At 34.9% G+C, this 13,217-nt stretch carries 13 protein-coding genes; 2 read left to right on the top strand and 11 right to left on the bottom strand.

Features of this window, described 5'->3' with window-relative positions; translation table 11 throughout:
• From HZY91_RS00480 to HZY91_RS00465, 4 genes are all read right to left on the bottom strand, one after another.
• Positions 1-1,098: a glycosyltransferase family 4 protein gene (locus HZY91_RS00480; protein WP_197113443.1), complete on the bottom strand. Its 1,098-nt coding sequence runs from the start codon at positions 1,096-1,098 to the stop codon at positions 1-3.
• Between the two features lie 721 nt (positions 1,099-1,819).
• On the bottom strand, positions 1,820-2,833 hold the full coding sequence (locus HZY91_RS00475) for an acyltransferase (RefSeq protein WP_197113440.1): 1,014 nt from the start codon (positions 2,831-2,833) through the stop codon (positions 1,820-1,822).
• A 111-nt stretch (positions 2,834-2,944) separates the two neighbouring features.
• Positions 2,945-3,538, bottom strand: coding sequence for a uracil-DNA glycosylase family protein (locus tag HZY91_RS00470; protein WP_197113437.1), 594 nt, complete (start codon positions 3,536-3,538; stop codon positions 2,945-2,947).
• Between the two features lie 83 nt (positions 3,539-3,621).
• The gene (locus HZY91_RS00465) at positions 3,622-4,059 is read right to left on the bottom strand and encodes a hypothetical protein (RefSeq protein ID WP_197113434.1); all 438 of its coding nucleotides are present in this window, start codon (positions 4,057-4,059) and stop codon (positions 3,622-3,624) included.
• Between the two features lie 145 nt (positions 4,060-4,204).
• Between HZY91_RS00465 and HZY91_RS00460 the strand changes: the two genes are divergently transcribed.
• On the top strand, positions 4,205-4,726 hold the full coding sequence (locus HZY91_RS00460; RefSeq protein WP_197113431.1) for a GNAT family N-acetyltransferase: 522 nt from the start codon (positions 4,205-4,207) through the stop codon (positions 4,724-4,726).
• Between the two features lie 43 nt (positions 4,727-4,769).
• Here the strand turns inward: HZY91_RS00460 and HZY91_RS00455 are convergent, their stop codons facing one another.
• The 5 genes from HZY91_RS00455 to HZY91_RS00435 form a co-directional block, all read right to left on the bottom strand.
• Entirely contained in the window at positions 4,770-5,354 is a 585-nt protein-coding gene (locus HZY91_RS00455; RefSeq protein WP_197113428.1) for a hypothetical protein, read from the bottom strand.
• Positions 5,355-5,366: 12 nt separating this feature from the next.
• The gene (locus tag HZY91_RS00450; protein ID WP_197113425.1) at positions 5,367-5,723 is read right to left on the bottom strand and encodes a DUF6568 family protein; all 357 of its coding nucleotides are present in this window, start codon (positions 5,721-5,723) and stop codon (positions 5,367-5,369) included.
• Positions 5,724-5,787: 64 nt separating this feature from the next.
• Positions 5,788-7,470 (bottom strand): hypothetical protein, encoded by a 1,683-nt coding sequence (locus tag HZY91_RS00445; protein ID WP_197113424.1) that lies wholly within the window; start codon positions 7,468-7,470, stop codon positions 5,788-5,790.
• A gap of 76 nt (positions 7,471-7,546) precedes the next feature.
• A complete protein-coding gene (locus HZY91_RS00440) occupies positions 7,547-8,698 on the bottom strand; it encodes a CapA family protein (protein WP_235991442.1) in 1,152 nt (383 codons plus the stop codon).
• Between the two features lie 65 nt (positions 8,699-8,763).
• On the bottom strand, positions 8,764-10,095 hold the full coding sequence (locus tag HZY91_RS00435; protein WP_197113422.1) for a Y-family DNA polymerase: 1,332 nt from the start codon (positions 10,093-10,095) through the stop codon (positions 8,764-8,766).
• Between the two features lie 226 nt (positions 10,096-10,321).
• On the opposite strand from HZY91_RS00435, the gene HZY91_RS00430 reads away from it, so the two are divergent.
• The gene (locus HZY91_RS00430; RefSeq protein WP_197113420.1) at positions 10,322-11,491 is read left to right on the top strand and encodes a helix-turn-helix domain-containing protein; all 1,170 of its coding nucleotides are present in this window, start codon (positions 10,322-10,324) and stop codon (positions 11,489-11,491) included.
• Between the two features lie 47 nt (positions 11,492-11,538).
• Here the strand turns inward: HZY91_RS00430 and HZY91_RS00425 are convergent, their stop codons facing one another.
• Both HZY91_RS00425 and HZY91_RS00420 read right to left on the bottom strand, forming a co-directional pair.
• Positions 11,539-12,333: an ABC transporter ATP-binding protein gene (locus HZY91_RS00425; protein ID WP_197113418.1), complete on the bottom strand. Its 795-nt coding sequence runs from the start codon at positions 12,331-12,333 to the stop codon at positions 11,539-11,541.
• Positions 12,326-13,216, bottom strand: coding sequence for an ABC transporter permease (locus HZY91_RS00420; protein WP_197113416.1), 891 nt, complete (start codon positions 13,214-13,216; stop codon positions 12,326-12,328). Before HZY91_RS00420 ends, HZY91_RS00425 begins: the two co-directional genes overlap by 8 nt.
• Position 13,217: the final 1 nt, after the last annotated feature.

Here is a 13,217-nt window from a genome sequence, read left to right as displayed (position 1 = left end):
TTATTCCTCCAATATAGCATTTTCTATTTCTTTTAAATAAGATTCAACAATAATGTTTCGGTCAAAGTTTAATTCTACATGCTGTCGCGCATTTTGTCCCATTCTTTCCCTTTGCTCATTTGATAATTTAATAAACTTTTCAACACATCCTTTCAGTTGCTCTATATTTTTCTTTTCAAAAAGATATCCTGAGACACCATCTTGGATAATTTCTTTACATCCAGGAATTCTAGACGCAATAGCTGGCCGTCCGCAAGCTGCAGCTTCTAACAATACGTTTGACATTCCTTCGTGATAAGAAGGATGAATAACACAGTGAGATTTACCAATGATTTCCATCACATTGTCGATATTTCCTAAATAATTAATAATTTCATCTTGTTGTAAAAATTTGATCGTATCAGAATATTCTTTATCATCGATAAATCCACAAGCATAAAAGTAAGAATTTGGATATCTCTTCTTCACATACTTAGCCAATTCAATATATTCATCTACCCCTTTTTCCTTCATAATCCTTCCAATAAACACAAAATTTATAGGTTCAGATTGAGGATAAGGTAAGATTTGATATTCTTGTAAATTTACGCCTGATCCTGGTAATAATTTGTAACTTCCATGCAGTAATCTATATTCTAAAAATTTTTCTAAATTATATTTGTTTTGAAAAAAAACAACATGTGCTTTAGAAAAAGCTAATTTATATAATTGAATAATCACAAGCTTTACAAGAGATTCTTCTTGCATAACGGTACCAATTCCAGTCACATTAGGTAAAAAAGGTATATTCGTCTTTCGAGTTAGGAGGCCTATATATATATTTGGTTTTATTGTATAACCCAATATTACATCCGGTGATATCATTTTGATAAACTTTCTATACTTATGAATAAGAAGCAAATCTTTAAAAATATTCTTCCCTCTTCGATCTATTTCAACATTCAAAGTGTGACATCCCATAGCCACTATTTCATCTGTATATATCCCTTTTGGCAAAACGATATATACTTCATATATTTTAACTAATTCTGCTAATAATTCTCTTCTAAATTTATAAAGTCCAATATCGTGATTAGTTATTATCAAAACTTTATTCACTGCAACCCCCCACAGATACTACTTTTATTTCTTTTACTTACAATAAATTTCAGAAAATTTCTGCTTTATAGTATGTAAGTTCCATTCACACAAAATTAAAATAGTAAATCTCTAAATCTTGAAATAAGCTCAGCCCTTTTGTAAAACATATCAACACTAATTCTGTTAACTATAACTTTCCTTATAAATAGATATGAAAATTTTACCATCTTCACCTCCTATACAAATTATAAATCAGTAAGAATTGTTGAAGGCATTTATCAGAATGAATGGAAACAATAAGTTAACATGCATTACTTACATATTTAAACTTTTCTGATACAATTCTAAATTAGTATCAAAATATATTAAAAATAGTTTTACCCATAACCCTGACTATTCAAGATAAGTTTTAAGTATAAACAAAACATCGAGTATTTACTTTAACTTGGTACATTTTTTATTTAAAAACCAAGACAGCCATCATTTGATTTATTCGAATCCCCCGAAAACTTCTTAATTTAACTGCTTATGATATTCTATAGCTTTGGAAAAATTTCTAGTAAAGAAAAAACATATTAATAAAGTTTGCTAAACAGATAGCAAAAGGTTTTCCTTTCATACCATAACAAAAAAGTTAGCATAATTCCATTACTTGATTGCAAAAATATATTATTGAACATTCTCAATATTTTTTCGTTTTATAATCCTATGACTATCTTTATTCAAAATTTCTATGTTACTAATATTCTATTATCTTATATTTCATCCGTTTCCCTATGAAATATATCCACACAATTACAGCAAAAGCCAACAAAATATATAAAGTTGGATAAAAACTTAGAAAGGAGTATCGTAATAGCCATTCAATGATGATTAAAGTCAAAACATGGGATAGATAGATATCATACGAATGATCTCCAAGTGTTGATAAAACCTTCTCCCAAAATTCTGTTATACCATTATTGATTAAGGCAACTGATAAGAATAGTGCCAGTGAATAAATAGTAACCAAGGGGCGAGTAGTTGCTACAACCATTCCTTCATTAATAACACTCTCTCCTACTACCAACAGAGCCGAAACTAGCAGAATGAAGTAAACAATCAATTTATACTGAGAAAAGAATTTAATCTTTTCTTCAAAACAGTTACTAAACCAAATGCCAACCACAAAAAAGAAGGAATAAGTATAAAAATGTTGCCATTGATCATACGGAATGAAGGGCCACCAATAATCACCTATATGCTGAATAAGGAATAGACTCACAAAACTAAACATTAGCAACCGATTTAGGGCAATATACGATAAAACTGGATAAAGTAAATATAAAATAGAAATTAACGGAACAAAGTATAAATGATATGAATTACTACCTCGGAAAATATTTAATAAAAATTGCAGAAAAGAAATTGGCTCCCCTTTTAGAGGAAAATTAATTAAAGCATAAACTACATTCCAAATTAAATAGGTTGACCAAATTTTTCTTAAACGACTCCAAATAAATTCCACATAAGAGTCAGAGCGACCATAGGCATCCGCCATATCCAAGCCCCACCCTGACAATAGTAAGAAAATCGGCACAGCAAAGCGAGATAACTGATTAAACACAATTGCTATTATAGAAGGTTCAATATTTAAATCTCTTCCTGCTTCAGTTTGCCCTGTAATTGGAGCTGTAATATGGATCAAAATAACCGCTATAATAGCAAGACCTCTAAAATAATCAAAATTCTTAAAACGTTTAACAATCGGCAAAACATTCACCCCTATGGATATAATGATGTTAATATATTGCTTAGTTTTCCCTGTTTAATTGTACTACTTCTAAATTTGATTGCAATAAAATTTAAAAAATAAGCTAGAAAGTCAAATTCTTTCTACTATTAGGAACCGTATTAAACCTTGCAATTCACTAATTACCTCTTCCTCAAACCATGGATTTTTCTTCAACCAACGTCCATTTAATGGAGAGGGATGTACGATCGGAAAAAAGTCAGGTAAATAATCCTGATAAGCACGAACTGTTTCGGTTAAAGTGCCTTTGCGTTTGTCTTTTAAATAATGTTTTTGCGCATAAGCCCCTACTAGAAGAGTCAATTCGATATTAGGTAAACACTCTAATATGCGAGGGTGCCATTTTACTGCAAAATCCTTCCTTGGAGGCTTATCTCCCGTTTTTGCCTTGCCAGGATAATAGAAATCCATCGGAAGTAGTGCTATTTGATCTGGATTATAAAATGTCTCCTCATTAATTCCCATCCATTGTCGCAATCTTTTTCCAGACGCATCATTCCAAGGACAATGACTTTCTTGCGCTTTAATTCCTGGTGCTTGACCAATTAATGCAATTTTTGCTTCTTTGCCAGCAGTATAAACTGGCTTCCATCCCTTATCACTATATTGACGGTTCGCCGCATCTGATATAATCTCTTCGTAGATTTGTTCTAACTCATCACGCATAATCTCACCTTCTTTATAGAATATCCTAACAAAAACCAGCTGATAGTCCTAACTATAAGCTGGTTTTGCAAAATATTTTTTCTCTATATCGGTCTCACTAAACGACCATATTCATCATAGATATATTCTTGAACTTTCTTACCATCTCCCATCGCTTCTAATAAACGATCTCGATAAGGCTCAGCCAACTCATCAAATAGGAATAGTTCCTCATCTAGTTGTAATTTTTTACGTAAAGATTCAATTTCTCCTGGACTTCTCAATTTAACTTTAAGCGAAGGTAAGCGGCCATCTATTTCGCGTTGAACAATTCGATAATAGTAATTATCATCTCCATATGTAATTTCTAATGCCCCCGAATTGGTTCTCCGGTCCTCAACATTCTTATAATTATCTTTCTGAAGCTCCCACCATGATTTAATCGCTTTCCTTGCTGCTTCTTCCGTTGCATAAGATCCGTGTTCTTTTACAACATTATCACGTCGATTAATCCAATAGTTAGTATATACATTTTGCGGCATAACCTCATCCTTTCTTTTTTTTATTTCTCACCCCTATTTTAACAAAAAGGTAATCGCTTTCAAATTAACTAAGTTTATTTATAGAAAAAATATCACTTTTAGTCTGTTTGTTTTATAATAAAAACTATAAAACTGGAGGTAGATTATGGAAACCAAATTAAATATCCGTCTTGCTCAAATTCAGGACGCTAACTCAATTCGCGAATTATATCGACCCTATGTCGAAGAAACTCTCTTCACTCTTGATACGTTTCTTCCTTCGGTTTCAGAAATCGAAAAACAAATATTAGACTTCCAAGCAACTCATGCTTTTTTGGTAGCTGAGTTAAATGAAAAACTAGTTGCTTTTGCTTATGCCCGTCCGTTTTCACTTCGACAGGCTTATCAATATACTGTAGAAGTGTTTCTGTATACTGATCGTAATCACCCAAATTTAGCCATTAAGCAACAACTCTACCAAGAACTTGAAACTTCTCTTTCCCAGAAAAAGATTGTAGCGCTTATCTCAACGATGACCCATCATCATCAATCCGGTATTCAATTCTATGAAAAAAATGGTTTTACTCAAAGAGGTATCCTTCCCAATGCAGGTATCAAATTTAATGAATGGTTAGATATTATTTGGCTAACAAAAGAATTAAATGCACCTGAAAGACTTTCTAAATAAAACAAAGCCACCTTCCTATCAAAAGATTTGAAGGTGGTTATTCTTAGTATTTTGTCACTTCCTTGGCTCGATAGTCGAAGCGATAATGCCCTTTGTGTATCGTGCCATCTGCATAGTGCTCGTCTAAAGCTAAATTAGAGATGTTCGGGTCTAAGGTTGGGAAAACTGTTATCCGGTAATCAACAGTAGAATAAAAATCACCTTCTGCTTTTAAACGATCCATCAGAACGTCAAAAGCACGTTCCACATGTAAATCTTCAATCGTTTCCTGATTATATTGAATAATAGAGTAAGTAACGGGCTCCTCTAATTGGGCGTACTGTTCTCTCAGACTATCCTGTGTTTCATCTTCTAGTTCGTTCTGCGATAACACTGTATTTGTTTCATGGAGTGTAGTTGACTCCGATTCCATTATCTGATCAGTCGAAACAGATTCCTGACGGATTAAGCTTGATGATTCCTTTTCTTGAGGAATACCGATTTTACTAGTCCACGTATTGCGATAAATAATCATAAGAGCCACAATAGACACCGTCATCAAAGCTATCAAAAACCAGACAATAGGCCCCCCCGATCTATCTCTCACCTTATTTTCTTTTTTCGGCTCCTGCTCCACACCATTCACCATCCTCTTCTCCTTCTAAAGATTCACAAATTCAGCAATTTCATCGACTGTCATTTGGGAATTACAGACAGTTTTGACATGATCATCTTCAGAGAACACTAAACCTGGTACTGTCACCACCTTATATTTATCCCGAAATTCAGCCAATGCTTCTTGATCTTCTTGATTTTGAGAATGTAGAAAATGAACAGTTAAAGCATGTTCATTAGCAACCTGAGAAAGTTTATCAATAAACAAGCGACAAAAGCCACAGCTTTCACGCCCTACAAAAATTAAATGCCCTTCACCAGATTGAATCAGCGCTTGCGCTTCAATTCCGTCTACTTTTTTAAAAGATGCTACTTGCTCATTAAATTCAACTATCGTTGCCATTATACAGCCTCCTCTACGTATGGTCATTTAGTATTATATCGAAGAAAAAGCCAAAATACGAGTTTTATATCCAATCTTCCTCATTAGCTTGTAGTTCTTTAATTTTTCGATACTTTATGTAGCGATTAATAGCAAGTAGGATCAATCCTGCTAATAAGAAAATCCCTGAAAGAAGTAAATAAAATCGTTGTTCTCCAGTTGTGGGTAAGCTTAACTTACTTTTACCTTTTGGCTTATCCACTTCATCTTCTTTTTGATACTTCTTCTCTTTCTTCAAGGGTTTTGCAATATCCTTACCATTTGTGTGTTTATTTATTTTTGACTTATTGTCGAGTTTATCCTTTAAATAAGCTAAATGATCATCCCCATAATGCTCAGGAGTCGAAGAAAGACTTGAATCTTGAATTTTGTTAGACTCGTCTTCATTAATGATATGTTCATCTAGTTCAATTCTGCCCTCATTAGTCGTTTCTTCAGTAGAATCATTGTTTCTAGGCGTATGTAACAACTCTCGACTCGAAAAATCATCTAAATAACCTGACTGGCCCCCAAGATATGGCATCCAAGTCTGACTTTGATCATCGTATAATACTAATTTCAATTGATAACGTTGATGAAAAGCCTGCATTTCTCTAATAACCTCGTCCGAAAATAATGCATGGCTATTAAGGTACTCAGCTAATTGCTCCTTCATATAATCGAGTGTTTCAACATTCAATTGATAAAAATATGCGAGTTGCCCTTCTTTGAGATTCAACATATTGTTATAGCTTGTTTTATACACTTCTATCGAACTATTACGATAATAATCATCTAACGCCATCGTTGCTACAATTTCAATGTCAAATAGGCTTAATTCTTTAGCATATTGATAAATTTGAAAAGCTTCCTCATCTATAACTACTTGCTCCTTACCTTGCAATAAGTCGGCAATTTCTTCTCGAGTTATCTGTCGGTTAAACAAGTTATAGATATCATCAAAAGTAACTTTTCGATAAGCTAAAGGTATCAATTCCTGCAAATAATGATCAATTTCTAATAAGTATTCCGACAAAGTAGAACTTTGCTGGTTAATCATTAATTGGTCTTTAGGTATTATTTTACTACTGTATGGATAAAGCTGACACTGATTCAATTGGGCTTCAGATACTTTGCTAGCATCCAGTGTTTGACTTAAATTATCATTATCGTAAGCCAATTGTTCATATTCTAATTCTAAGTCTGCTTTCTCACTAATATATGAATTAATAATTTCTATCAAGCTATCTATATAATTTTGCCACTCAACAATATCAAGATTTTGGCTCACCAAAGCAAGTTGTTCTTCTGCATTCAGGCTTGCAAAATCAGTCTCATTCACTAAATAATCTTGATAGACAGTCTCAATCACTGCTTCTAGGGCTTTCTCTGCTTCCTCAAGCGAATTACTTTCACCTGTTTCTAGTTGAGCAATTTCATCATTTATAACTTGATATCTTTCATTAATAGCTGCCATACGTGTTTGATTTGCAGTTAATTGTTCACGTGCTGCTGCTAAATCAACATCTTCATTACTTGCTCCACTATTCGAATCTTCCCTTAATAGAATTTGACAAGCCCCTAAATCGACTGGCTGATTATTAATCTGCCTCGTTAATATATAAGGTTCCCTCACAATGTCCGACTCACTCGCCAAAATCCTATCACATGGTATCGAGGACAATAGTAAAACGATTATCAAACCAAAATTCCATTTTCTCTTATTCATCCGATCCACCTCCAAATGTAAATACACATTTCGAGATAGATTGCGCTAACCAAGAAAAGAGAGCATTTTTAAAAAATTATTCAAAATATTCTACCACTTCTACAGAATCTGAATAGGTCGTGAATCGCTCATAAACTTCATTGTATAAGGCATCTCCATTCCACAGTCCATAGTCTTGTGCTTCAGTCAACGGAACCACTAAATAGGTATCCCATTCTGGTAAACCAAAATTATAAGTCGGCATAAGGCGCATTTCTTCTAAAGTGACAGAGCCATCTTCATGTTTCTTAAAAGTATACTCCCCAATACCACCAATTTTTTCATATTCTTGGACTTGTCCTGAAAGAAAATTCCCATGAGAATACCACGCACCTTGTGAGTCACTAAAACGCTCCATGGGTTGCATAATATGAGAATGCCCACCCAATACAAAATTAGCTCCTGCTTCAATGGCTAAATCTGTTAAATCTAACTGCGATTGAACAGGAACCATACTATCTTCCCCATAATGATAGATAACAATTGAAATATCCACTTTTTCATTAAGTGCCTGAATTTCCTGTGGAATTAATTCGGTATCGATTAAAGTTGCAAGATAAGGCTCATCTTCTGGTATCGGATTCCCATTCGTGCCATAAGTATAATTCAAAAAACCTACTTTGATTCCATCAACTTCAATAATTCGTGGCTGATGATAGTCTTCCCAAGATTCATACGAACCTACATATTGCATTCCTTTAGTTTTTAGTGTTTCAATCGAAGCATGGGCTCCAGCGCCTCCATAATCCACCGTATGGTTAGTAGCATTAGAAACGATGTCCACTCCTAAATTGAGTAAAGTATCTACAATTTGTTCCGGAGCATTGAAGATTGGATAAGATGAAACACCTAAGACAGAACCTGCTACTATCGTTTCCATATTTGCCGTTGTAATATCTGCTTCTCCAACATACTTAGCCACCGGCTCAAACATTGAATCAAAATAATAACCCTCTTCAGTTTGTCCATCCCAGTAGACAGCGTCATGCAAGAGAATGTCACCTATCGAACGAATGGTGACTGTTTTTCCTGCGCCAGGCACTACTTTTTCTTCTGTTGTTTCTTCTACCGGTCGCTCCTTTTCTTCACTCTCACGCTCTTGCCTTAGTGGACTACATGCTGAAAAAAACAGCACACAAGTCAACAAACCGCATAAAATTCGCAATGTTCGTCCTATATTCATCTGCATATTCTAACCTCTCTCGCTTCACAATATTCTATTCAAGTATAGCACACACCTTGTTTAAATTTTATCTAAATTTTCTTCCCTCCAGAGCTCTCTTCTCCACTCGCCCAATGCCCTCCAAGAAGCTTAGACCTATGAATAGCTGTTCCAGCCTCTTGAAGAGATGAAGCCCGAACCAAGCTTTGATACCCATAGTAATTACGAATTTGATCTATCGTTTTCTCAAATTGATTAGTGGATTCCTCCCAATCTAAATCTGTCAGAAGTCCCATCTGACCATCGCGTCCTCCTTGAATATTTCCCAGTGAAAGTGCCACTCGTCGAACCACTTGCCCTCGATAAAAAGTTCTAAAAAGTTTTAGCATAGCTGAAATAATTCGATAAGAAGATGAGGAGGGGGATATTTTTGCTTGATGGCTAAACCGCTCTGAACATTCCCCTTCTGCAAAACCCAAACTTAAATGGACACTACTTGCTTTCAACCCTCTTTTTCTAAGCCTTGCTGCCACTTGATCTGTCATTTCCCGAATAATCAATTCTATGTCGTCTTGGAGATAATAGTCCCGTTTCAATATCTGAGACTTGCCAAACGATTCTTGGCGCGGTTTAAATTTCTCCGATAAACGACTATGATCAATCCCATGAGCATGATAATAAAGCTGAGTGCCGATCGCGCCAAATTCTTTCTGCAATATACTAAGATCAAAATGAGCAAGATCATATACTGACATTATTCCCATCTGGCGTAGTCGCTTAGCTGTTCTTCGTCCAATTCCCCATACTTCATCTAATTCTTTTATTGGCCATAATTTAAAAGGAACGTCCTCATACGCCCACTTTGTAATATAAGTGGGATATGCCTCCTTCGCTTCTATATCTAAACTCAACTTAGCTAATAAAGGATTATCACCAATTCCAATTGTCATGATTAAGCCAAACTTGTTCCAAACTTCTTGTTGAATCCTCTTTGCAATTTGATAAGGATTTCCAAACAACCTTTGACTCGCTGTCACATCCAAAAAAGTTTCATCAATACTATAAGGATGCCAATCACCTAAATTTACATAACGTAGAAAGATTTCATTGATTTTTTTATTGATATCCAAATACACTCGCATCCGTGGCGGCACTATCAAAAAATCATCAATCCCCACCGGAAGGTCACTGCTCCTATACCCAGTTTTGATTTCATATTTCATCTTCATCTGAACCGAAGCAGCTAACACTACTCCAGAGTGATGACCCGTATGGGAAACTACACATAATTTAGAACGAAGAGGGTGAAGCCCCCTTTCTACTGATTCCACCGATGCGAAAAAAGATTTACAATCTAAGCATAATATTGAACGTCGAGGAAACATCTGTTCCGGCATTCTACTAGTCAACTGGCTCTTTCCCATTTTCCCACTCCTTTAGCTATCTACAAGTTATTATAGAACATACGTTCGTTTTATCAAGCAGGAAGTCTAACAGTTTTTAAATCTATGAGATTGACTCTTCCCTACACTCAAAACCAATCAACATTAATTTAGATAAATTATAAACCATTTTCGTAAACCTTCCTTTGGTAGTTCTTTTATCTTTATTAGGATATAATGGAAGAAAGAACATTGAAAGGAGTAAAAAATGTATAACCAGACCACTGATAATATTCAAAATTCATTATTTACAACTGTAAAATATGATGACCAACAAATTAAACCTTTCAACCGCTTGCTTAGCATTAAAAAAAATCATTCTGATGCCTTATTAAAATTTACCAAGCCAGTGACACTCACTGAATGTAAAGGACTAGCTCTTTTGGTTATTACAGATACTCCTGAAGACTCAGATTCTTATCATTATTACATTTTACAAAATGCTGTTCGTATTCAGCCTAATACCTACTTCAACACCCTAGCCCTTACGCCTGAATGTAAAATTTATTTAGAGCCCACTCAAAATGAAGATCCACAAATTATGAGTGTCAAAAAACGCATCCAGGTTAATAGAAGTAAAGCAAATATCTCGATTGATGCTATCTATAGTCTTCACTATCAGGTCTATTCTAGTGGCGAATCGCTCAAACAACCTTCTCATGATTATTATGAACTGCTAATTATTGATCAAGGTGAAGCAAAAATTTATCTCAACCAACATACTCAACACATACTTAGCAAAAACCAAGCTTGGCTTAAATCACCGGGTCAAAAACACCAAATGATCTTTAAAGAAGATAGTATGTCCACCTTAATCTCTATTTTGTTTCATGGCCAAGGAATAAACGAGAGCATTAGTCAACGACCTGTAAAATTAGGACACCGCCAAATACAACTTATAGAACGCTTGATCAGCTTATCCAATCAAACCCACATAAATATGCCTTATTATTACGATGAAATGCTTGCAAGCTTACAATTGATTATTGCTCAAATGTTAAATGGTGATCATCAACCTCAAGAAGACAGTTCAACATCCATGCGCGAAAATTACGAAAATGAACTCTTCCAATCTATCGTTGAATTTTTACAAGAACAAGTTCATGAACAACATCAAGTAAATGACCTAGTCGAACACTTTAATATTTCAAGATCAAGTTTACAATCCCTCTTTAAAAAATATACAAGTCAGACTCCAAAAGCTTATATCAACAGCTTACGCTTAAAGAGGAGTAAACTATTAATTCATGAATCCAAGATGACCCTTTCTGAAATCGCTTCAGAGCTAGGGTATGGTTCAATACAATATTTCTCAAGAGCTTTTAGTAAAGAGTTTGGTATTAGCCCATCTACTTATGCAAAATCTATTCTAAAATAATGAAAGACCTGGTTAACTCAATGATCACCAGGTCTTTTTATATACTTTTAAATATTAGGTGTTTCAAACGAAATTAATGATTCCAAAAATTCAAATAAATCCTTTGTTTTTAAATAAGGATGAGCTGCTAAGATGTATTCATGTTGAATTTCTCCTTGATGCATCACAACAATACGATCGGCATAGTCAATTGCATCTTGAAGCTGATGAGTAATCATCAAGGTAGTAAGTCCTTGCTCTTCAATCATCCGTTGAGTTAGGTGCATAACAAGTTTCGCCATTCGTGGATCTAAAGCTGCAGTGTGCTCATCTAACAATAATAACTCAGGTTGCTTTAAAGTGGCCATTAATAAAGACACAACCTGTCTTTGCCCACCAGATAAATTTTCGATAGGCAGTTCTAAACAGTTTTCAAGACCAAGTTTAAACTGAGATAGTTCTTGGCGCATAAAATCTTTGTTTGGTTGCGAAAGTGATCGACTCCAACCTCTTCTTTCGCCCCGTTTACTCGCTAATATCAAGTTTTCAAATACTGTCATTCGAGGGGCTGTCCCCATTGATGGATTCTGAAAAACACGTCCAATATTTGCGGCTCGCTTTCGGGATGCTAATCGAGTGACTTCCTTGGAGCCCATCAGTATCTTCCCTTCATCAAGCATGATACTTCCTGCAACCGCATTAAATAATGTTGATTTACCGGCCCCATTCGTGCCAATCACTGCTACGACTTCTCCTTTTGATAAAGTCAAATTAATATTTTTCAAAACACTCACTGTGGTTCCATTTTGCCGAGTAAATGTTTTACTGATATTAATCAATTGTAGAGGTTGAGAATTAGCCATTAGCAAAACCTCCCTTAAATCGTTTTATCTTCTTAAATACCGCAGGTGCTCCTAAAAAAGCTGCAAGAACTAAAGCTGATAAAAGTCTAAAATAATTAGCATCAAAGCCGAGTTTTAAAACAAATACAAGTAGAACACGATAAAGTGACGCTCCAAGAATAATAGAAATAAAACGGTAAGGAAGCTTAATTTGCCTATAAAAAATGGCTTCTCCAATCACAATTGAAGAAAAAGCAATGACCACTGTTCCTGTACCCAGTTGAATATCTGCAAAACCATTGTCTTGCGCGATTAATGCACCACTTAAACCAATTAAACCATTCGCAAGCATTAAAGCAAAACGCATCATACGCGGAGTATTAATCCCTAGTGAATCAGCCATCACCGCATTATCACCCGTCGCTATCACTGCTTGCCCAATATCCGTTCTAAAAAAAATTGAAAGAAATAAGACAGATAGACTTGTAAAAAGAATTCCAATTCCAAATTGCACAATAAACTTATCTGATACCCCCATTATTAAAGTTGAAAAAACAGTCTCATAGCCTCTTAAAGAAAGATTAGGTTGTTGCATAATCCCTAAAGAAACAGAATAAAGACCTGTCATTGTTATAATAGAGGCCAATAATCCAGATATTTCAAAATAAGTCGTTAAAATACCTGTTATCCAACCTGCCGTCATTCCCGCCAGAATTGCTAATAAAGTTGCAAGTAATGGATGAACGTCTGAAGTAATGGCAAAGACTGATACAGCTCCTCCTAAAGTAAAAGACGATTCAGAAGTTAAATCCGCAAAACCAAGTATCCTAAAAGATATGTATAATCCTAATCCCATTATTCCCCATAAAATACCTTGACCAACTGCTGAGTAATAGATATCCATC

Source organism: Facklamia lactis (assembly GCF_015863205.1).
In the GTDB taxonomy this organism is placed as follows: Bacteria; Bacillota; Bacilli; order Lactobacillales; family Aerococcaceae; genus Facklamia; species Facklamia lactis.
The sequence above is the reverse complement of the archived record's forward strand: the minus strand, read 5'-3'. Positions and strand labels throughout refer to the sequence as shown.